General features: G+C 67.3%; 19 protein-coding genes and 3 pseudogenes. 9 read left to right on the top strand and 13 right to left on the bottom strand.

Annotated features, from left to right (window positions below; translation table 11 throughout):
* Positions 1-5: 5 nt before the first annotated feature.
* Positions 6-1,097, bottom strand: coding sequence for a sulfite exporter TauE/SafE family protein (locus AC1UKG_RS21895; protein ID WP_018746095.1), 1,092 nt, complete (start codon positions 1,095-1,097; stop codon positions 6-8).
* A gap of 521 nt (positions 1,098-1,618) precedes the next feature.
* Here AC1UKG_RS21895 and AC1UKG_RS21890 point away from each other — a divergent pair.
* The 4 genes from AC1UKG_RS21890 (at position 1,619) to AC1UKG_RS21875 (ending at position 5,919) form a co-directional block, all read left to right on the top strand.
* Complete coding sequence (locus AC1UKG_RS21890; protein WP_482643162.1) at positions 1,619-2,956, top strand: right-handed parallel beta-helix repeat-containing protein; 1,338 nt, start codon at positions 1,619-1,621, stop codon at positions 2,954-2,956.
* 402 nt (positions 2,957-3,358) lie between these two features.
* Entirely contained in the window at positions 3,359-4,729 is a 1,371-nt protein-coding gene (locus AC1UKG_RS21885; RefSeq protein ID WP_482643163.1) for an autotransporter outer membrane beta-barrel domain-containing protein, read from the top strand.
* Positions 4,730-4,906: 177 nt separating this feature from the next.
* The gene (locus tag AC1UKG_RS21880; RefSeq protein ID WP_018738489.1) at positions 4,907-5,287 is read left to right on the top strand and encodes a hypothetical protein; all 381 of its coding nucleotides are present in this window, start codon (positions 4,907-4,909) and stop codon (positions 5,285-5,287) included.
* A 77-nt stretch (positions 5,288-5,364) separates the two neighbouring features.
* Positions 5,365-5,919 carry a GNAT family N-acetyltransferase gene (locus AC1UKG_RS21875; protein ID WP_018746098.1) on the top strand — a complete coding sequence of 185 codons (555 nt, stop codon included), beginning with the start codon at positions 5,365-5,367 and terminating at the stop codon, positions 5,917-5,919.
* Positions 5,920-5,923: 4 nt separating this feature from the next.
* Here AC1UKG_RS21875 and AC1UKG_RS21870 read toward each other — a convergent pair whose 3' ends face one another.
* The 7 genes from AC1UKG_RS21870 to AC1UKG_RS21840 all read right to left on the bottom strand — a co-directional run bounded on the left by AC1UKG_RS21870 (position 5,924) and on the right by AC1UKG_RS21840 (position 12,584).
* Positions 5,924-6,424: a hypothetical protein gene (locus AC1UKG_RS21870; protein ID WP_018746099.1), complete on the bottom strand. Its 501-nt coding sequence runs from the start codon at positions 6,422-6,424 to the stop codon at positions 5,924-5,926.
* A 292-nt stretch (positions 6,425-6,716) separates the two neighbouring features.
* Positions 6,717-8,030, bottom strand: a complete 1,314-nt coding sequence (locus AC1UKG_RS21865) for a right-handed parallel beta-helix repeat-containing protein (protein WP_080642022.1) — start codon at positions 8,028-8,030, stop codon at positions 6,717-6,719.
* 159 nt (positions 8,031-8,189) lie between these two features.
* Entirely contained in the window at positions 8,190-9,284 is a 1,095-nt protein-coding gene (locus AC1UKG_RS21860) for a glycosyltransferase 87 family protein (protein WP_475890602.1), read from the bottom strand.
* A 428-nt stretch (positions 9,285-9,712) separates the two neighbouring features.
* The gene (locus AC1UKG_RS21855; RefSeq protein ID WP_018746102.1) at positions 9,713-10,939 is read right to left on the bottom strand and encodes an FAD-dependent oxidoreductase; all 1,227 of its coding nucleotides are present in this window, start codon (positions 10,937-10,939) and stop codon (positions 9,713-9,715) included.
* Positions 10,936-11,127, bottom strand: a complete 192-nt coding sequence (locus AC1UKG_RS21850; RefSeq protein WP_018746103.1) for a ferredoxin — start codon at positions 11,125-11,127, stop codon at positions 10,936-10,938. Before AC1UKG_RS21850 ends, AC1UKG_RS21855 begins: the two co-directional genes overlap by 4 nt.
* A complete protein-coding gene (locus AC1UKG_RS21845) occupies positions 11,124-12,038 on the bottom strand; it encodes a pyridoxamine 5'-phosphate oxidase family protein (protein WP_018746104.1) in 915 nt (304 codons plus the stop codon). The genes AC1UKG_RS21850 and AC1UKG_RS21845 overlap by 4 nt, the downstream gene beginning before the upstream one ends.
* Positions 12,039-12,119: 81 nt before the next feature.
* Complete coding sequence (locus tag AC1UKG_RS21840) at positions 12,120-12,584, bottom strand: VOC family protein (protein ID WP_018746105.1); 465 nt, start codon at positions 12,582-12,584, stop codon at positions 12,120-12,122.
* A gap of 112 nt (positions 12,585-12,696) precedes the next feature.
* On the opposite strand from AC1UKG_RS21840, the gene AC1UKG_RS21835 reads away from it, so the two are divergent.
* Together AC1UKG_RS21835 and AC1UKG_RS21830 are read left to right on the top strand one after the other, a co-directional pair.
* Positions 12,697-13,254, top strand: a complete 558-nt coding sequence (locus tag AC1UKG_RS21835; RefSeq protein WP_018746106.1) for a CGNR zinc finger domain-containing protein — start codon at positions 12,697-12,699, stop codon at positions 13,252-13,254.
* Between the two features lie 206 nt (positions 13,255-13,460).
* Positions 13,461-13,586, top strand: coding sequence for a hypothetical protein (locus tag AC1UKG_RS21830; protein ID WP_018746107.1), 126 nt, complete (start codon positions 13,461-13,463; stop codon positions 13,584-13,586).
* Here the strand turns inward: AC1UKG_RS21830 and AC1UKG_RS21825 are convergent.
* From AC1UKG_RS21825 to AC1UKG_RS21815, 3 genes and pseudogenes are all read right to left on the bottom strand, one after another.
* Positions 13,570-14,306, bottom strand: a pseudogene (locus tag AC1UKG_RS21825) (phosphatase PAP2 family protein). The gene AC1UKG_RS21830 and the pseudogene AC1UKG_RS21825 sit on opposite strands and share 17 nt — an antisense overlap.
* A gap of 685 nt (positions 14,307-14,991) precedes the next feature.
* Positions 14,992-15,474: a Clp protease N-terminal domain-containing protein gene (locus AC1UKG_RS21820; RefSeq protein WP_018746110.1), complete on the bottom strand. Its 483-nt coding sequence runs from the start codon at positions 15,472-15,474 to the stop codon at positions 14,992-14,994.
* Positions 15,475-15,476: 2 nt separating this feature from the next.
* Positions 15,477-15,704 (bottom strand): helix-turn-helix domain-containing protein, encoded by a 228-nt coding sequence (locus AC1UKG_RS21815; RefSeq protein ID WP_033669511.1) that lies wholly within the window; start codon positions 15,702-15,704, stop codon positions 15,477-15,479.
* A gap of 437 nt (positions 15,705-16,141) precedes the next feature.
* Here AC1UKG_RS21815 and AC1UKG_RS21810 point away from each other — a divergent pair, with 437 nt between their 5' ends.
* Together AC1UKG_RS21810 and AC1UKG_RS21805 are read left to right on the top strand one after the other, a co-directional pair.
* A complete protein-coding gene (locus AC1UKG_RS21810) occupies positions 16,142-18,901 on the top strand; it encodes an ABC transporter permease (protein WP_482643074.1) in 2,760 nt (919 codons plus the stop codon).
* A 78-nt stretch (positions 18,902-18,979) separates the two neighbouring features.
* Positions 18,980-19,606 (top strand): ABC transporter ATP-binding protein, encoded by a 627-nt coding sequence (locus AC1UKG_RS21805; protein ID WP_482643075.1) that lies wholly within the window; start codon positions 18,980-18,982, stop codon positions 19,604-19,606.
* A 140-nt stretch (positions 19,607-19,746) separates the two neighbouring features.
* On the opposite strand, the gene AC1UKG_RS21800 is transcribed toward AC1UKG_RS21805, so the two are convergent.
* Positions 19,747-19,929 carry a hypothetical protein gene (locus AC1UKG_RS21800; protein ID WP_155244552.1) on the bottom strand — a complete coding sequence of 61 codons (183 nt, stop codon included), beginning with the start codon at positions 19,927-19,929 and terminating at the stop codon, positions 19,747-19,749.
* 583 nt (positions 19,930-20,512) lie between these two features.
* Positions 20,513-20,916 (bottom strand): annotated as a pseudogene (locus AC1UKG_RS21795) (hypothetical protein).
* A 106-nt stretch (positions 20,917-21,022) separates the two neighbouring features.
* On the opposite strand from AC1UKG_RS21795, the pseudogene AC1UKG_RS21790 reads away from it, so the two are divergent.
* Positions 21,023-21,160: pseudogene (locus AC1UKG_RS21790) on the top strand (helix-turn-helix domain-containing protein); the annotation flags it as partial.
* Positions 21,161-21,185: the final 25 nt, after the last annotated feature.

Genomic DNA, 21,185 nt, shown 5'->3' with positions numbered 1-21,185 from the left:
GGCATCTACCCGACATCCTGCAGGTCCTCCCGGGTGCGGGCATCAGCGTTGGACCCAGCCGGCCGTCCCGCGGCCTCGGCGCCCAGGTCCGCCCAGGTGGCATCCCCGAGTCGGTCCGGCCCTGGCCGGGCGTACGTGTCCTGACGGATCAGGACCAGGCAGACAATCGTGAACACCACGAGCACGGCGACACTGCCAACGGCCAGGGCAGGAGTGAACGGCACCAGCAGGAGGGTGCTGACCAGCTCCGCAAAGATCAACACGAACAACACCCCGCGGATCGTCAGGGGTGTCAATCGGGTGCAGATCCAGGCCCCCAGCGGGGCTCCCACGGCCACCACCGGCGCGGCAGTGATCCAGTAGTCAACCACAAACCCGGTGAAATCACGGACGACGAAGACATGCGTCAGAAACGCCGCGATCGACACCAGCGTCATCATGACCACCGTGGTCGGGGTTGCCACCTTCTCCGACACCCGAAAGAGCAACACGAGCAGCAGGAACATGACGCAGTTCTCACCCACCCCGGCCACGCCGCTGAGCAGTCCGCCAGCGAAGCCGGCACCCAGGACCAGATTGCGCTCCCGAGCGGTCCACATCGGCACCACGAAATTTCGCCGATATCCGCGCTGACGCAGTTGCACGAGTAGCGCTACCGCGAGTGCAACGAGCAGCATCGTGAACAACACCCGCACCAGCTTCAGCGGCACATGTGGAGCGATCATCGTCACGCTGAGTACCACGCCGAGCATTCCGGCGGCCGAGCCGTACAACACCACCCGCCGCTCTATCGGCACCCGGCACAGCAGGATTGACAGCGAGGCCGCGGTCATGCCGATCGACTGGATGGCAAAGGTGAAAATACGCGCCTGGTCCGGGGGCACGGTCAGCACTTTTGTCATCACCGGAAAGGCGATAGCACCACCGCCCTCGCTGGTCCCACCGCCAACCAGTGATCCGAACACCATGGTGAGCGCCACCGGCCAGTGCTCGTCAAGTCGAGTAAAGTAGCTCCACCCCCACACTTTCGCCCAGATCAGCCACACGATCGCCGCGAGGACGGCGTTGACCAACAAAACCCGGGGTACTCGCACCATTTCCGCCGTCCCGCCTTCCACAGTATTCCCTGAATCATCGGCCACGGTCTAGTCGTTCACAGTCCCCGATGTTCGGCAAGGGCCAAAAAGAGCAAAACAAAAGAATTGAGCGGTGGGACGGTGCGGGGCACAACTCGAGTTACGCACGGCGCCCTCCCGTGGCTGAGCTGGGTTGGGCCGACAGGGCCGGGAAGCCACACACCGCCCCTTGGCGGACCGGGGCTCCGGTGGCGCGGCGGACGGCACAGCACGGCACTGACCCCGCCAGAGGCCACCACCAACAAACGTGTGACTGTTTCAGGTACTTATTTCGTGTTCGTGTCTGTTTGTTCTTCATGTCGGTTTAGGTTTGCGGGGGTTGCTACCGCCGTCCGGTAGCCGAGGGCGATCCCCCGTTGGCGCGGGTGGTGGGTCCTTGTCGTTCGCGGGGGAAGGGCATCGAGTTGACGATGGGGTACCAGGACCACACCCAGGGGCCGGTACGGCCGGGCGGGGGTCGGGCGAGGTCGCGGTGGTGGGCGGTGGGGTTGGCCGGGGTGACGGGTCTGGCCCTGGGTGCCGTCGGGGTCGCTGTCGGCCCGGCCGCGGGCGCGCTCGGGCGTCCGCTGACCTCCGCCGATGACCGCGGCGGTGACCGCGGCATGCAGGAAGCGGGCAAGCACGACGACGCCAAGGGCGGCGACAAGGGCAAGCGGGACAACACGGGTAAGCGGGACGACAGGGGTAAGGGTTCGGAGAAGAAGCCGACCGGCATCCCGGTCCCGTGTGACGCCGACGCGTTGATCGCCGCAATCACGCTGGCCAACGCCCGCGGCGGCGCCGTACTCGACCTCGCCAAGGACTGCACCTACCTGCTCACCTTCGACATCGACGGCGCGGGACTACCGATGATCGTCACCCCGATCACCCTCAACGGCGGCAAACACACCACCATCGAACGGGCCGCCGCCGTCGACGAGTTCCGCATCCTCACCGTCGGCGTCGGCGGCGACCTCACCCTCAACAAGCTGACCGTCTCCGGCGGACAGACCGACGACGAGGACGGCGGCGGAATCCTCGTCAACGCCGGCGGAGCGTTGACCACCCACCACACCACCATCACCCGCAACATCACCGGCGGCTCGGGCGGCGGCATCGCCAACAACGGCACCACCCGCGTCACGCACTCCACCGTCAGCCGCAACACCGCCGCCGAAGCAGGCGGCGGCATCTACAGCACCGGCCTACTGGAAATCGTCACATCCCACATCGACAACAACACCGTCACCGGCGGCAACGGTGGCGGCGTCTCCGCGACCAACAGCACCGTCACCATCAAGGGCGGCAGCATCTCCGGCAACTTCGCGGACAACACCGGTGGGCTGTACGTCTCCGGCGGCATCGGCACGGTAACCGGCACCACAATCACCGGAAACACGGCCCGTAGCAGCGGCGGCGGTGCCGCCCGGTCCGAGAACAACGGACAGCTCACCATGCGGCACGTCAGCATGACCGACAACACCGCATCAGCCCTCGGCGGCGCCTTGTTCGTGGCGTTGGACAGTTTCGCCGTCCTCGAGGACAGCCTCATCAGGAACAACACCAATACGGGCTCCGTCGGCGGGGGGATCTACAACGCAGGGGAAACGGTCTTGCGGCGCACCAAGGTCAGCGGCAATCAGGCCGACCAGGGTGGCGGCATCTACAACGAAGGAACCGTCAACCTCTTCACCACGAAGGTGGTCGAGAACATCGCCATCACCAACGGTGGAGGGATCTTCAACATCGCCGGCACGGTGAACCTCAACACCGCCACCGGCACCATCGTAATCAAGAACCGACCCAACAACTGCGTCAACGTCCCCGGCTGCGCCGGCTAGCGATCAGCGGATTCACGAGGGCCCGTTCCCACCGTCAACCGGTCGGAACGGGCCCTCACTGCGCGCCAATTCGAAATCGAGGACGTCCCAAACCCGTCCCGCCGCGGCATCACCGACGCCGGCGCGCCGGCGTGGACGCCGCTCGCCGCAGGAGCACCACCAGGGGAACCGCCCGTTTCAGGCATCTTATTCGTGTTCATATTCCTTTGGGTGTGGTGTCGGTTTAGGTTGCGGGTGGCTGCTACCGCCGGTCGGTAGCCGAGGAGCCGTCCGCTGCCCGCTGCGGTGGTGGGTTCCTTGTCGCTCACGGAGAAGGACATCGAGTTGACGATGAGGTACCAGGACCACACCCAGGGGCCGGTACGGCCGGGCGGGGGTCGAACGAGGTCGCGGTGGTGGGCGGTGGGGCTGGCCGGAGTGACCGGTCTGGCCCTGAGCACCGTCGGGGTCGCCGCCGGCCCGGCCGTGGGTACTCAGGGGCACGCCCTGACCGCCGCCGACGATCACGGCAACGACCGCGGCAAGCGCGACGCGGGCAAGACCGACAGTCAGCGCGGCGCCAAGGGGAAGAGCGGGCACGACGACAAGAGCGGGCACGACGACAAGGCCAGGCACGACGACAAGAGCAGGGGTTCGGAGAAGAAGCCGACCGGTATCCCGGTCCCGTGTGACGCCGACGCGTTGATCGCCGCGATCACCCTGGCCAACGCCCGAGGCGGCGCCGTACTCGACCTCGCCAACGACTGCACCTACCTGCTCACCGCCGACATCTTCGACAGCGGGCTGCCCGCCATCACCACCCCGATCACCCTCAACGGCGGCAAACACACCACCATCGAACGGGCCGCCGCAGCCGTCGGCCAGTTCCGGATCTTCACCGTTGACGTCGGCGGCGACCTCACCCTCAACAAGCTGACCGTCTCCGGCGGACAGACCGACGACGAGGACGGCGGCGGAATCCTCGTCAACGCCGGTGGGGCGCTGACCACCCACCACACCACCATCACCCGCAACATCGCCAGCGGCGGCCTCAACTCCGGCGGCGGCATCGCCAACTTCGGCACCACCCGGATCAACCACTCCGCAGTCGTGCGAAACACCGCCAGCTTCCAAGGTGGCGGCATCTACAGCGCCGGTCTGCTGGAGATCGTCAAGTCCCACATCGACAACAACACCAGTAGCGACAACGGTGGCGGCATCTTCTCGACCAACAGCACCGTCACCATCAAGGGCGGCAGCATCTCCGGCAACCAGGCATCCAACGGGGGAGGGATACTCCTGTTCAGCTCCATCGGCACGGTCACCGGCAGCCGAATCGCCGGGAACACCGGCGGTCAGGGTGGCGGTATCCGAGCCGACTCCGTGAGCCAGCTGACGATGCGAAAGGTTGAGCTGGCGGACAACACCGCAACCGTTATCGGCGGCAGTTTGTTCGTCTCCGGAACCGGGGAAGGGGAAAGCTTCGCGACCATCGAATACAGCGTCATCAGAAACAACGTGGCTTCGACTTCCGGCGGAGGAATCTTCAACCTGGGGCAGACGGTGCTGTGGCACACCAAGGTGATCGGAAACCAGGCCGACCTGGACGGCGGCATCTACAACGAAGGAACCGTCAACCTCTTCGCCACGAAGGTGGTCGAGAACATCGCCACCACCGACGCCGGGGGCATCTACAACGACAACGGCACGGTGAACCTCAACACCGCCACCGGCACCATCGTGATCAAGAACCGACCCAACAACTGCGTCAACGTCCCCGGCTGCGCCGGCTAGCGATCAGCGGATTCACCAGGGCCCGTTCCCACCGCCAGTCGGTGAGAACGGGCGCCGCTGCTGGGCGGCCCGCCTCCGGCCTCGCACCACAAACCCGCCGTGGCGAGCCAGGCCGTGCGGAAGGAGAAGATTGGGCGGTTGGGGTGTTGGGGGCCCCTACCTGGGTACGGTCAAGAGATGGTGTACATGCCGTCGCTGCCGCAACCACAGCGGTTGCTCCTGGCTGAGCTGGCCGGCATAGCCAACCGGTACAGCATCGGGGAGGGCCGGGGCCTTCCGCCGGAGGTGGCGATCGCCGCGGTACGGGCGATCACCGACGACCCGGTGCTGCTGGGCATCCAGGCCGGGGTGGCGATGGCGGATCCGTACGGGGTCAGCCAGCCGACGGTGGAGCTACTTCAGGCCGCCGGTGCTGACATGACCATCGCGCGGCAGCACGCGACCGAGGTGCGGGAACGCCTGGAGCGGATCGGAATCGCCAGTTCGTCCGCGGGTGGCGTAGCCGAGGGCCGGCCCGGCGAGCATGGGGACGGGCGGCCGGACGGCGAGCGTGGGTAGGACCCTGGCTCCGCCCCGTCATCCCGGCCAACAAATGCGGTGTCGAAGCAGCGACGCGGTCGCTACCGTCCTACCCTGTGGCGAGCACGAACCTCCGCACCGAACGCCTCGAGCTTCGGCCGGTACGCGACGACGACATCGACCGCATCCTGGAATACCGCAACCTGCCGGAGGTCAGCCGCTGGCTCCTGCGCACCGAGGTCGATCCGGTCGCCTACCGGGCGAGCTGGCGACACGCAGCGGAAGACCCGAACGACCACAGCGTTGCGGTGACCCACGATGGCGTCGTCATCGGGACGGTCTCGCTCGACGTACACGACAGCATGGGACAGCCCGGCACTCCGCCGAACACGGAGGCCCAGATCGGCTACGTCTTCGACCCGGGGTACGGCGGCCACGGCTACGCGACCGAGGCGGTCACCGCGATGGTCGCGTACTCCTTTGACCAGTTGGGCGTACGCCGGATCACTGCCGGCTGCTTCGCGGACAACCTCCCCTCGGTGCGCCTCCTCGAAAAGATCGGCATGCGGCGGGAGCAGCACGGGGTCGGCGACTCCTGGCACGCCGAGTTGGGTTGGGTGGACGGCTACACGTATGCCCTGCTGGCCGAGGAGTGGCGCCAGCAGCCGTAGACCCCTACCCCACCGGCTGTCCGGGGCTCTGCCGAATCGTCAGCGGCACCGCACCGCGGCGGTAGTGGACGACCGCGAACGGCCACCCGTCTCGCAGCCACGCCCCCACGATCTCGGTCAGCGGAGCGTCCAGCTCCGCTCGCGCGGCGGTCACCCACGACGAGGCAGCCACCTCCTGTTCCCCCGTCGGCGACGGCTCAAAATAGACGCAGCCGACCACGTCCCCGGTGGCGATCTCGATGACCGAGTACGCGAAGTCCACCCGCTGCCGTGACCGCTGCGCATGCCCCACCAGGTCCTCGCGGTTCTCGGCGAGCGTCATCCCGGCCACCGGTGGCCAGCCCTGGTCGAAGCCCGGCGTTGACCGGATGTGCGCGATGCTCGACATCCAGGCGGCGTGATCCGCCTCGTTGTGCTGCGGCCCGAGCAACTCAAGCCGCAAGCCCTGGGAGACAAACGCCTCCGGCACGACGAACGCGTCCTCAACCAGCGGTAGATCGGTCATGTCGAGAGCCTAACGGCCCCGACGCCGCCGTTTCGGGCCACCACGGTCGAGCCAATCCCTGCCCCGCCGGCACCGATGGTGGAAAGAGCGGAGGTCCCGAACCGCCGCGCTCGGCAGGAACGGGACCCCAGGATCCAATGTATTCGGATCGCTACCCGGCGCAGCTGGGAACGTCGAGCGGCCCGACACCGGGGTCGACGCAGCGGCCCTCCGAAGGGCGTGGCGGTACCCAGCGGCAGGCCAGTCCGCCCGGGCCCCGCCCACCTGTCAGTCAGTAGTGCACGGTGGAGGGTCAGCCGGCGCAGGCCGGAACGTTCACGCAGTTGTCTGGTCGATTCTTGGCGACAGTGGTGCCGGTAGCAGTGGGGAGATCGACCGTGCCGCCCACCTCGTTGAAGATGCCGCCACCGTCGACGCCGGCGACGTTCTCGGTGACCTTCGTACGCAGCAGGGTGAGCGCGCCGCTCGCTCCGTTGAAGATTCCGCCACCCGACTCGGTAGCCTGATTACCGGTGACCTTCGTGCGTAGTAGCGTCAATGTGCCAAGGTTGTGCACGCCACCACCGTCAACTCCGACATTCTTCTTGATGACGCTGTCCTCGACGAGTGCGGCTCCACCTAGCAGAAACACCGCACCCTGACCACCGCCGGTTGCGGTGTTGTTGGCGACGGTAACCCGGGACACCGTGAGCTGGAGAGGTGCACCGGCGATGGCGGAGCCGCCCAAGCCCGTTGTCGTGTTCTTTTCGATGCGCGTGTCGCCGATGGTGCCGGTCGACGCGCCAAGGATGAAGATGGCGCCACCCTCGGCGGCCTGGTGACCGACCAACTCGCTCCGGGTAATCGCCAGGTGACCACTGACGGTCAGGGCTCCGCCCGTCAGCGCGGTGTTCGCCTCGAACCGTGACTTGTCGATGGAGATCGCGCCGATACTGAAGATGCCACCACCGATGTTCGCCGCGATATTCCTACTGACGACGGAGTGTTCGACGTGGAGAGCACCGCCAATATTCCCAATTCCGCCAGCATCACCCTCACTGGATACATTTTCAACAATCTTACTATTCTTGATAGTGGCACCGCCACCTGGATTGATGAGGATCCCGCCGCCGTCGGTGTCACCGGATATCCTCCCACCAGTGACGGTAAGGTGGTCCAGAGTGAGTCGACCGTTGGCCTCGACGGTGAGGATTCTGAATTCGTCGGCTGCGGCGGAGCGTTTGAGGGTGGTGTTCTCACCTCCGTTGAGGGTGATCGGAGTGGTGATCGCGGGCAGACCGGCACCGTCGAGGTCCGCGGTAAGCAGATAGGTACAGCCCGCGGCGAGGTCGAGGACGGCACCGCCCTGGGCGTTGGCTCGGGTGATCTCGGCGATCAGCCGACCCGTGTCACAGGGCACCGACGCGCCCTTCGACTTTCCGAGCCGGTCATCGGCGACGGCGCGGCCGACAGCGTCCACGCCGGGAACGGTGATGCCGGTGGCGACGGCGGTGGTGAGCGCTAGACCGGCCGCTCCGGCCAACCCGACTGCCCACCACCGTGACCTCACCCGACCTTCGTGGGGATGCTCCGAGTTGGCTCCGGTCGTATGGCGCTGATGGTTCATCGCGGTCTTGACGCCCTTCCCCGTGAACGACGAGGAGCCCGATGGCCCGGGCCTTCCTCGGCTACCAGGCCGGCGGTAGCAGCCACCCGCACGCTAGACCGACACCAACCTCACACAAGCATAATTCTGCAAAGACTACTCAATTCGGTCTAACAGGCATTAGCCGGACATTGAGCTACCGCGCACATTCGTCGGGCCAGGATGCAGACGGAACCACGCGGCGATGGTCAGCGGCATCAGGAGGTAGCCGAACCGGGTGGCGGGGGCCAGGCAGATGGCCACCGCGAGGGCGAAGGCGAGCCGGTCGGCGGCGGCGAGCAGCGTCCGTGGTGGTCTCGTCACCAGTGCGACGGCGATGGCCACCGCGGCCCAGGCGAGCAGTACCAGGGCGAGCGGGCGCCCGCCCGGCAGCAGCGTGGCGATGAGGTGCCCGGGCAACGGACTCGCGGCGGGCGAGGCGACCTGGCCCGCTCCCAGCGGATAGCGCAGAACATGTTCAACGAAGGCCCCCGGCGAGGCGAGGAAGCTCGGAACCGTCAGCACAACGAGGACCACGGCGGCCACGGCGCCCGCACCCGACGCGGCCCGTCCGCCCCGGCGTACCGCGAGCAACACCAACGCCACCACCAGTACGGGCCAGGCCGTCCACTTCATCGCTGCCGCCGCGCCGGCGGCCAGCCCGGTCTTCGCGGGACGGCCCACGGCGGCGGTCGCGAGGGCGAGGCACATCAGCGCCGTGACCGGCAGGTCGATGCCCCCGCTGGCCAGCGGCAGGGCCAACAGTGGAAGTGCGGCCAGGAGTGCGAGGGCCCGGGGAGCACAGTGACCGACGGCGAGCCGGGCGGCCACCGCCAGGGCGAGCCCGAAGACCAGCGCGAACCCCCAGCGCGCGTCGCCCACGGGGCTATCACCGAGCAGGGCGTACGGCATCCCGAACAGCGCCATCGCCGGCAGGTACGGGTTGTAGTCCTCGAGCTGGGATGGCTCGGGCAGGTACGGGCTGCCGGTCTGCAACAGCAGCACACCGGAGTGGTGCACGACATCGACCTCGAGCTGCCCCTGCCGGTGCACGACCAACCACACCATGGGTACGACGGCCGCGCCCACCGCCGCGACGAACGGCGCGGCCCGGCGCAGCCGAATCGACGGACCAGCAGCCAAGATCGCGGCCAGCGCGTAGCCGATGGTTGCGCAGAGCCCCCAGATCCGGTGCGGCCCCTGGTCAGTCACCGCGGCCATAAGCGCCGCCGCCACGGCGCTCCCCGCCCAGAGCAGCGGCCACGGCCTGGTGCGGGCAGGGCCGAGGGACCGCCGCCGGGTCGCGGGCACGGCGAGCGGCTGACGTAGTAGCGGAGTCCTGGTCATTACAGCGCCTTCCGTCTTGGATAAGCACCAGTGTCGGAAGGCGACACGCCCCGATCGTCACCCCGCAGTGCGATCTTCGGCCTCGGCCCGGAGTATGACACCGGCACAATAGATCAAGCCCGCCGGTGAGGCATTCCCCAGGGGGACGGCGCCAGGACAATCAGCACCCTGCTCCGACCGCGCCGCTCCGCCGCCCTGTGCCGGGCAGACGTACCACGTCAGCCCTGACCTCCGGCCCTGAGCGCAAGCGTGGTCGCCGCGCTGCTCAGCTTCCTCGTTTCCGCCCGAGCTGCTGCTCCGCACCGGCCACGCACCACTCAGTCATGAACCGACCGAGTGCGGGTAGGTCGACTGTCGAGGTGGCGCTGGACTTCCGCACGGTAGGAAGCGAGCTGGCTGGTGCGGTTGGCGGTGAGCGCGCCGACGAGTGCGCCGTTCCGGTGGTAGGTCACGATGAGGCGATGTGCGGCGGGGTCGTGGTCGACCACCTCGCTGACGTCGGCAAGGTGCGGCAGCCCGACCGCGCGGATTCGCGCCCCGTACAGGTCTGACCAGAACGACGGCACGGGCAGGTAAGCGGGGGCTGTGTCGGGCTTCAGCAGAGTCTGCGCTGCGGCGGTGGCCTGCTCGACGGTGTTGCTCCAGTGGCCGGGTGAGATCAGCTCATGCCCCGCCAGCGGATGCGGCCATCGGGTCACATCGCCGGCGGCAACCGCATCCGGCGCGGGCAATCGGTCGTCCCGGAGCGGCCGGCAGTGCTCGTCGCAGACCAGCCCCCTGTCGGTGACCAGGCCGGACCCGGCGAGCCATTCGATGTTCGGCGTGGCGCCGAGCGCGAGGACTGCCAGGTCCGCTTCGACGTGGGTCCCGTCGGTCAGCTCGGCCCCGGTCAGCTCGTCCCGCCCGTTGCTGGTGAAACCTTGCACCCTCGCGCCGAGGTGTAGGTCGACGCCGTTGGCTCGATGCAGCGCGGCCACGAACCGCCCGACGTGCGGGCCGGTTGGCGCGAGCAGTGGAAGTTCCTGGGGCTCGACGAGTGTCACCGCGACACCGAGGGCTCTGGCCGCCGCGGCCACCTCGCCGCCGAGAAAGCCGGCACCGACGATGAGTAGTCGACGGGTGCGAGACAGCGCCTCGGCCACCGCCACCGCGTCGTCGAGCCCTCGGATGGTGTGCACTCCGGCGGGTGTCATGTGGCCGGGCCAGGGCCGAGCGCGAGCGCCGGTGGCGAGGACCACCCCGTCGTAGTGGAGCAGCGAACCGTCAGCGAGCCGCACCGCGTGGTCGGCCACGTCGAGTCCGCTGGCGGGTACGCCCAGCCGCCACGTGATGTCGAGCCCCGGTGGAATGGGAAGCGCGATCTGCTCGGGTCGCCACCCGTCGTTGAGGAACTGCTTGGTGAGCGGCGGTCGATCGTACGGCAGGTGTGGCTCGTCGCCGACCAGCACGAGTTCACCCGCGTAGCCGTATCGGCGCAGCGCCTCGGCGGCGCGTAGCCCGGCGAGTGAGGCACCGACCACCACCACCCGGCGCAGGGGGCTCATGGCTCGCGCACCAGGATGGCGCGGACGGGGCAGGCGGCGACGGCGGCGCGCACCCTGTCGTGTTGCGACTCCGGAGGCTCCGGCTGGTATGTCAGGTTTTCCTCCTCGTCGAAGGCGAACACCTCGGGTGCGGCGTACACGCACTGTCCGTGGTTTTGGCACAGGTTGAGATCGACGATCACGGTCATGGTGTGTCCGCCTGCGGGTCGAGGGTGGGATTGAAGCGGGAGTATCTCGGCGCGCTCCAGGTAAAGGGGCTGGTGTGGTCGATCTGGACAACTCGTTCCACGTGGAAGTCGACCGTCCGCTGTGCACCGGGCATCGGGACAGCCGGATCCCAGTCGACCTCGGCGGTGCCGGTGAGGTGCAACGTCGTAGCGGAGGACCAGTCGACCAGCAGCACGCCGGCGGCCGGGTCCTGCTGGAGATTGCCCAGCGTCATCAACATCGCGTTGCCGCCGTAGTCCGGCCAACGCAACCGGTCGGGTGAGAGCACGTGCGTGAAGCCGGGGTTGCCGCCTCGGTGCGAGGCGTCGCACGCGCCCGCTGCGGATCGGGTGGCCACGAAGAAGGTGTCGGCCGACCGGACGGTCTCCTGCTGGGTCGGCGTGAGGTTCTTGCTGATGACGGGCGGCGTGGGTGATCGGGTGTGGGTGGCGCGCCGCGGGGTCCGCTGCTGGATGTATTTGGGACAGTTGGCATAGACCTGCGCGGCCCGGACCCGGAGCCCACCGGGCTTCGGGTGGCTGACCCCGTTGAGCCGCATCCGACGCCGCGTGCCGGGCTCAATGGCGATCGAGCCGACCTCGGTCGGGTGGGCGAGCACTGGGGCGAGCGGATCGCCAGGCACCGGTCGGGCGCCGATGTCGATGGTCCGCTCGTCGGAGGCGCTGATGAAACCGGGCGGCCCGGTGAGCAGGCTTGCCCACATGCGCCCGCCGTCGTCCGCCGCACCGACGACGATCATGGGTTGTTCGGCCAGGAACTGCACGGCCGGCGGCGGGAGCGTCGTGCCGATCCCAAGGCGGGAACGCTCCGCCTGTTCGACGACTCCGGCCCGCCGCTGCGCGGCGAGTTCCCCGGGGTGGTAGTGGACCATTGCCGCCTCTCTGTGGCGCTGTCGCTTGGCGGGGCGGTGGTGCCGGGCCCGGAGCAGCGGACCCGGCACCACCGGGTCGGCTTAGAAGAAACCGCAGGTGGGGGCGCCGTTGACTGGGACGGCGACCGCATCGGCACCGGTCGGTGCGTATACCTCGAGCCGGATGCCGTCGGGGTCGGTGAAGAACACTCCACCGGAGGTCACTCCCTCGCCGTGGGGAACCACACCGTCGTAGGCGAACTCGACACCGAGCGCCCGCAGGGTCGCTTGGATGGTCTGCACCTCGGCGATCGTCTCCACCTGGAAGGACAGGTGATGCAGCCCGGGACGGTCAGTGGGGAAGCGGCCGTCCGACTGCTGCCAGAGCGTCACGAGCGGGTGTCCGTCTCGGCCGAGGAACGCCCAACGCTGCGCCCCCTTGGCGCCCGTGGCCTGCAGGTCAAGCCCAAGCGCGGCTCGATAGAAATCGATCGAGCGGGCGAGGTCGGTGACATTGAGCCCGATGTGCCCGGTCTTCAGGGTGATCGGTGTGGTGATCGTGGTCATGGGCTACCTCCGTAACGGCGCGCCGGAACAACGGCGCTTCTAACCGGTGAACCCTACGCTAGGGGTTAGCATTCGACCTGTCAACCCGCCTCCATCGGTTAGAGTGGCGGGCATGAGTGACACCGGCCCGCCGCGCGATCCACGCCCACTCATCGGCGAGCCACTCGGCCTGGACCTGCTCAACACGATCTGGGTGGACGCCGAAGGCCCCCATGACCTGCTCGGCGACCTTGCGGGAACGCGGCTCTGGCTCGCCAGCAACGACCGCTCACACTGGCCGGCCACCGAGCCGGTCCGCCAAGCGCTGCTCGTCGCGCGCGAGGCGATTCGGGCACACCTCACCGACCCGGCCTCCCCGGCAGCACTCGCCGCCCTGAACTCCGTACTCGCCTGGGGACACGTCACACGTAGCGTCGGGCAGGACGGCCCGACAACCGTGGTGTGGGTCGAGGACCCGGTTCATCTGGCGGCCTGGCACGCGGCGGACAACTACCACACTCTTTTGACCGAGCACCCCGATCGGCTGCGACGCTGCGCTCACCCGGACTGCGTCCTGCACTTCCTGGACACCAGCCCGAAAGGCAATCGTCGCTGGTGCTCGATGGCAGGCTGCGGAAACCGGGCCAAGGCAGCCCGGCACTACGCCCGCAGCCGCCGCGCGGCCAAGTGAGCGCCCAATACGTGAAAATCACTTAATTCGTACGATCGGCGATGCCCCCCGACGAAGAGCTGCCGCGCACTCGCAGGGCCGGGGGCAGACGGAACCACGCGGCGATGGTCAAGGGCATCAGGAGGTAGCCGAATGAGAACCACGGCGCCCGCACCCGACGCGGCCGAGTGACCGCCGCCGGGCCGTGGACCGGGGAAGCGGCTGGGGTGCAAGCGCAGTTCTGGTCATGCACCGACCGCATCAACCGACTCTTCGCCAAACTCGGCGCCCGCGACCGCGCCCAGGCCGTCATCGCCGCCTACGAACACCGCTACATCACTCCCGGCCAGTGACATTCCAGGTGACGCGGCGGGCCGCTGCTACTCCGGGCCCATGACGCTCCGCTGTGAGCAACCGCCCCAGACCTGGCCTCTCCCGCAGCGAGTCGACCAGCCTGGTTGTTGGAGGGGCCAGCAGCGCCGCCACGACCAGGGTCACCGCCGCACCGATCAGGAACCCGGCCGCCACGTCGTGCGGATAGTGCACACCGACGAAGATCCGAGAGAAGCCGGCCAGCACGGCGAGTGGCAGCGCGAGCAAGCCCACCCGCCAGGAGACCAGGAAGATCGCTACGGCCAGCCCGAAGGCGATCGTGCTGTGGTTACTGGGGAAGGACCAGTCACCAGCCGTCGGGCACTTCTCCGCGATGATCGGCGGGCCGGACAGTGTCCGGCAGGGACGCTCCGCGGCCAGATAGGTCTTGGACCACTCACTCATGCCGTACGCGAGCACCACCGCAACCCCACTGACCAGTGCCACCGCCATCGGCCGGGGGCCGGCCCTCTGCGGGCACGCCCGAGGACCAACAACCAGGTCGCCGCCAGGAGAACGATGCCGAGATCGGTGAAGTGCGCCATGAACCCCTGGACGATGCCGGGGGTGGTGTTGGCCCACTCGACGATGTCGCGGTACCACTCGCCAGCGATGTCCGGAACATCTTTGATCTTGTCGGCACGGGCACCAGGGGCCGCTTGGGTCGGGTTCGGGGCCGCGGCAACCGCTGCCAGCACCACCGAAGCTACGACAAGGGCCACATACTGCGGTTTCGTCCTCACTCCCCCATCCCCCGATCCGGCAACACCATCCCGTTCGCGGTGTTTGTTCCCATCGTAGGCTCCGGTAACCGCTAGCCCATTGGGCGTAAGTCAGGGATACCGCTTACCAAAGTGGGGTCGACCGGTCGCCCGGGACCGCGCCAAGGGGTGGTCGATGACTTCGGATGACTCGACGCGGACGCGACTCCTTCGCAGCTGGTGACGGGTAACAAATTAGCATATCGGCGTAAAGTACCATCCGAGTACAGCCATCGCGTTTTACCAAATTAAACACTTTTGTCCGTTTGTGTGGTTGCCGCCACCGGCCTCAGCTGGCACCTCACCCACGACGGGGGATGGACAACGACACCGCGATGACCACTCCACACCACCATCCCGAGCCAGACCAGCCCGGTGCGCACCGCGCAGAATGACGATGGCGGTTCGCTGGGCTAGCCGGAATGACCGCTAGCCGCCATTTCTGCGACCCCAGGAGTGATGCAGGATGGCGGCAACCGGAGCTGCAGCGATGACACTGACGCAAACTGCAAAAACTCCGGTGGCATCGGCGAAAAACGCATTCAATAACACAAAGTACGCCGCACAACCGATCCAGAACAACCAAAACACGCCAGCCCTGATTCCCTTCAACGACTACCCCTCGTCAGCCATCCTGGACGGTGAGCGCATCGATCACCCGCATCGTGAGGTCGGGCTGGTTGATCCCGGCGGTGGCGAGCGCTCGCGGCACGACGCCCTCCTGGGCCTGCAGAACACCGAGCAGCAGGTGCAGCGGTCGCCACTCACTCCGGCGCTTGCCCACACCACGCTCAAGTGCCAGTTTGGCCGAGGCACCGAGCTTGGTGGGACGGGCGTGACTCACCCCGGGACGAGCCACCATGCCGAAGGCGGCCAGGGAAACTCCGGCCACACCAAGACTCTGCTCGAACTCCCGCTGCAGCGCGGTACGAATACTCTGGTGGTCGAGACCAGCCGCGCTCAGCACCTGCTGCGTCTTCGCCTCCGGATCCGCGGCTATCGCCAGGAGGAGGTGCTGAGCCTCAATAGATGCGGCACCTTCCTTCTGGGCCTCGGTCCCGGCCTGGTCGATGACGGCCTGCACGTAGCGGCGGATTGTCGTGGACATGGTCAACGCCTCCTTAGCGCAACGCCGGCAGCAACGAGCCGCTTGGCATGCTTTTTGTGCACCGCCTGCCGCGTCACACCGAGCGCCTCCGCGACCTGCGGCCAACTCCAACCGGATCGCATGGCGCACTCCACGGCAGAATCTTCCAACTGGTCAGCCAGGCGCCGTAATGCCGTGACAGCGGCGAGTGCAGCGCCGGGATCCTCCGAGGACTGGACTTCGACCGTCATGCGAGCAACCTTAGTTGACTAGCAATGGATAGTCAACCAGAGTTGCTCGGAGCAGGACGCCAGCGATGAGCCCCCTGGTAGCGGACGACCACGTGCTCCACCAGGTCCGCCACGTCGCGCCCGGGGAAGGCGGTAGACGCCCCAGCAAGATCAGGGTGCCGCACCCGTCTTGCTCCACAGCGAACACGACTGCACCAACTACGCGGGGAATCAAGGCGTCGTATGGCATCCACTTTCGACGTGCGCCTCAGGGTAGGAGCCCGGTACGGAAATTTTCCTGCTCGCTGGGCTCCGTGCGGGGCCACCCAAAGGGTGGGATGACTTAGGCTTCCGTGAATTGGGTTAAGTGCTGGCCACCCGGATGATGCATGTCTCGCTTCGCGCCGACGAAGGTATCGTGGGTGGATTCACGGACCTGGCTAGGGGGAGGCACCTTGATGGTGCGGATGGTCATTGCCCAGGTGCGGCGCCGACTCGGTCGGGCGGTGGCGTTGTTTGTGGCCGTGCTGGTGGCGACCACCGGGTTCACGGTTTTGACGGGCAGCGCCGAGACGTCGCGTCTGACGGTGTCTGGTGTCGTGGAGGCTGATTTCCGGTCGGCCTATGACATCCTGGTCCGTCCGGATGGCAGTCGGACTCCCTTGGAGGAGCAGCAGGGCCTCGTCCGCCCCAACTTCCTGTCAGGGCAGTTCGGCGGAATCAGCATGCCGCAGTATGAGGAGATACGCCGGATTCCAGGAGTCGAGGTCGCGGCGCCGATCGCGATGATCGGTTATGTCACGGTCAACGGCGGGGTCGCAGTGGATCTCACGGACGCGGTGGACCCGGGGCTCGATCGACAGGTCATACGCCTGGGACTGTCGTGGAACACAGCGCGAGGGCTATCGATCCTGGATGGTGACGCCCCTCGCTACGCCTATGTCACCCGGAACACCATTGTGTGGCCGGAGGTGAGCGCGACCAGCGCAACCTGGTCCGACGGAAGGAACCGGCCCCCGACATCCGCGTGCGCGGGCCGCCCGTCCCCGATCGAGATCCTCGCCGACGGCGGCGAACGCCCACTGTGCCTGTTTTCCGAGGGAGACATGGGACCACTCGGCAATCAGGAGTTGCGGTCGCCCTTGGATGTTGTGCACCTGAGGGCCGACGGGTCGTTCGTCACCGGTACGCGCGAGAGGGCTCCGGTGGTGTCGGACCGGCTTACCAAAGGCGTCAGCTGGCCGATGTCGCTCCTGTTGGCCGCGGTTGATCCCCGGGCCGAGGCCGACCTCGTCGGTCTGGATCACGCAGTCACCACGGGCCGCTATCTTGAACCCGACGATGCACCCGAGCCGCTGGAGGGGACACCGCGGATATCGGTTCCGGTTCTCGCCACCACCACTCCCGCCCTCGATGAGGGACTGGTGGTGGCGCCTGGTCGGATCATCGGTCCCGCCGTCGCCCAACTTCCTGGCCGGGACTGGTCCGATGCCCAGGCCGAGCTCGACGCGGCCACCGCCGTCCCGGTCGGCGAACGGACCGAGGCGCACGTCACGGACGCCTACGCGCCACTTGTGACCCCGGGCAACCAGATCGGCTCGCTCAACCACATCATCCAGTCTGGTGCCGTGACATACACCCAGAGCGATTCTGGGCTGACGCCCACGATCGCACCTCACCACCCCGGCGTCTTCACCGACACCGTGCACGGAAACCCGGCCACGTCGTGGTTCGGCGCCGATCGAAAATTTCGGCCCTTGCGTAAGGCACCGTCGGCGAGCGACGAGCAGCTGGTGGCCACCGCAGTGGGCACGTTCGATCCGCAGGAGCTTTCCGGGTTCAGTGATCTGTCCGCCGTACCGCTGGAGACATACTTCCCACCAGCGGCGGACGGTGCCGACGCGCAGTCACGGCACCTCCTGGGCGGACAGCCCCTCGAACCAGACAGCAACCCGGGCGGCTACCTGGCCACCCCGCCGCTACTGCTGACAACGCTGGCCGGATACCCGGGCCTCACGAGCTCGCCGGACCCCCTGTCCGCGATCCGGATCCGGGTGGCCGGTGTCACCGGCCCCGACGAGGTGAGCCTGGAACGCGTCCGGTCCGTCGCGCAGATGGTCTCCACCAGAACCGGGCTGGACGTCGACGTCACGCTCGGCTCGTCGCCCGCCCCGCAGAGCGTGACCTTGCCAGCGGGATCCTTCGGGCGCCCCCAGCTGAGCCTGCAGGAGCAGTGGACGAAGAAGGGCGTCGCCACGCTCGTCCTGAAGGCGATAGACCACAAGAGCACCTTCCTGTTCGGGCTGATCCTCATCGTCTGCCTTCTGTTCCTGGTCAACGGCGTGTCGGCAGCGGTGCGTGACCGGCGACGAGAGCTGGCCATCCTGGCCACCCTCGGCTGGCCCCGCAGACGACTGGCCTTCCTGATCGTCACCGAGACGGGCCTCATCGCAGTCGCCGCAGGATGTGTCAGCGCCTTGATCGCCTGGCCGCTGGCCCAGTTGGTGGGAGTACAACTGACCGCTGGGCACGCGGCTCTGGCCGTGCCGCTGGCCATCGGGGTGTCCCTCGCCGCCGGCGCCGTGCCCGCCTGGCTCGCCGCACGGACCCGCCCCGCCACCTCGATCCGGCCCGCCGTGCGGCCACCTCGACGAAAAGCGTGGACAGGACGCAGCGTCCTGAAAATGGCGCTCACCAACGTGTCGCGGACGGGCGGGCGAACCCTACTCGCCGCAGCCGCCCTCGCCACCGGCGTCGCCGCCGCCACCATCGTAGCCATCGTCACCACGAGCTTTCATGGGTCGATTACCGGCAGTCTTCTCGGTGAGGCGGTCTCTATTCAGGTCCGCGGGGTGGATCTGGTGGCCGTGGTCGCCACCCTCACCCTGGGACTGGCCGCGATCGCCGACGTGCTGTATCTGAACATCAGAGAGCGGGCGGATGAGTTCGCGGTACTCCGGTCCTCCGGGTGGCCCGTGACGGCACTGGCTCGCCTCGTTGTCTTCGAGGGCACCACCCTCGGGCTCATCGGGGCGCTCCCCGGAGCCGCCCTGGGCATCGCCGGTTCAGCGTTGTTCGCTGAACAGATCCCGCCCGGAATCGGTCCGCTGCTCCTCATTGTGGTGCTCGCCGCGGCGATCCTGTCGGCGGTCGCCGCCCTTGTTCCCGCCCTCCTGCAGTTGCGGGTACCCGTGTCCACCCTGCTGGCCGAGGAGTGAGCAATGCCGCACGGCACATCCATCGAAATCTCTCAACTTTCGAAACACTTTCCCGCCGGGTCGACGAGGATCCCGGCGGTGGACAACCTCTCGGTCACCTGTGATCCGGGAAGCATGACGGCGGTCACCGGCCCCTCCGGCTCAGGCAAGTCGACCCTGCTGCATCTCCTCGGCGCCATCGAGCAGGCCGACTCAGGCACGATCCTGGTCGACGGCGAGGACATCACGTCGATGCGCCGACCTCGCCTCGAGGCATTCCGTCGCAGCGTGGGCTTCGTTGTCCAGCGCTACCATCTGCTGCCAGCGCTCACCACACTGGACAACGTCCTCGCACCGTTGGTTCCTTACCGGGTCGCGTTCGACAAGGTGGCCCGAGCCCGTGAACTACTCGATGCCGTCGGGCTCGGCGGTCGCTACAACGCCCTTCCCGGCGAACTGTCCGGCGGCCAACAGCAGCGGGTCGCCATCGCAAGAGCCCTGGTCGGCCGACCCCGGCTACTGCTGGCCGACGAGCCCACCGGCAACCTCGACTCGCGCACCGGCGACACCATCCTGGACCTCCTCATCCAGCTCAGAACCGAGCACGGAGCACCCACCATGCTGTTGGCGACCCACGAACTCCGACTCGCCGACGCCTGCGACCGCATCATCCACCTGACCGACGGCCGGCTCGTCGAAGACACCGCGGCAACCCGGGTCGGGTAGCCGCACGGGTCGGGGGCGGTGCGAACCCATAGCTAAAATCCTGCCCTGACCAGCAGTCCTGCTGGTCAGGGCATCTCCTTGAGCCGCTGCCGGAATCGAACCTCGACTTCGCCACCTGCATCGAAACTGGTGGGAGATTCCTAGCTCTCCCGCCGCTTTTCCAGTCTGCCATCGACAATTATGAGGACGCCACCGATCATGGCTACTCCGAGCAGCGCAAAGGACAGCGGGGATATCCTAGCTCCGTTTAGGGCGATAGAGGCTAGCGATAGGGCACCCCCGGCTTTCATGAGAATCCTGGCGACGCGGTTCAGGCGTCCCATGCCGCCCTCCTTTCAGGAGTGTGTACTACTGCCAGAAACAGCCGACACTCCCCATCGACTGTCCGCCTGCAACGCGTACGAAGCTTAGCGGCACAACGTAAATGTGAGACTTGCCGCGCGACGGGTCGCACGCGGCTCGACACCCGGCAGCAACCATGCTGCTGGACTCCGGGCTAGGCACCTCCACCGTCCAGCAGGCCATGGACTGGCGAGCATTCGTACCGCCCGTCGGTACGCGGCGCCAAGTCTCGGTCAGGTGAAACGTGCTGCGGAGACTGCGGAGGCGGCGACGGCACTGTTTCCCCGTGTCCGATCTTGCTGAGCATCGGCTCGGAAAGAGTGCCGGGTAGTTCTGTCCTCAGATAGTGAGGATACGATGCCCTTGATCGCCACCCGTCGACCCCAGACATGACGAAGACCCTGGTCAGCGGTGTGACCAGGCCCTTCGTCGTCCCGAGCCGTCTGACGGAATCGAACCGTCGACCTACACATTACGAGTAAGTCGAAAACGGCTGCACTGTTCCGCAGTTCTTGACGTGTCTCCTGGTCAGACCGCATCTCGGTAGAGAATTCACAGCATGTCTCACCCCTTCAGGGGGGAGGAGTTGTCACCGCTACTGTCACTGCTCCTCGCCGGTGGATCGCCCAGCATCCCAAAGGTCCTCCAGCACGTCGGCGTACACCTGCCAGTAGAAGCTGCGCCGATCCTCCGAGGCTTGAAGATCGACCCCCCGCCAGGGCGAGCCAGTGTCGCGACTGCCGTCTGCCTGTGGGCGTCTGCCTGGGCGAGCAGCTCGCCCAGGACGAATTCCCGGCGCCGCGCCTCCATGTCGTGGCCATCGCGTCGATGGCATCCCGACAATGCCGGACCTCGTTTCGGAGCCATGCGTTCTGCCGGAGGCGCCGGTTTTCCTGCTGGTGCAGACCTGTTCGGAACCACCATTCCGTGGTCGGGCGTACGGCGCGACGCGCCGGAGTCGTCCACACCGCTGGATGGCGGCGTGACGTGCGGGCGGGGAGTACCGTCGATGGCGGCGGCCCGCCGGAGTGAGGCCGGCGGCCCACCGCTCACTCCTCAACCTGGGGGAACCCAATGCTGGCGATCGTTGACCCCTGTTTCGGAGCCGAACTACGCCAGCTGCGCACAGTCGCGGGAGTCAGCCTCCGCCAGCTCGCGTCCTTTGCCCTGTCCAGCCGAGGGCATCTGCATGACATTGAAACTGGCCGTCGACAACCCACCCTGGATCTCGCTAAAC

Source organism: Salinispora sp. CH2A1_6 (genome assembly GCF_056820975.1).
The sequence above is the reverse complement of the archived record's forward strand: the minus strand, read 5'-3'. Positions and strand labels throughout refer to the sequence as shown.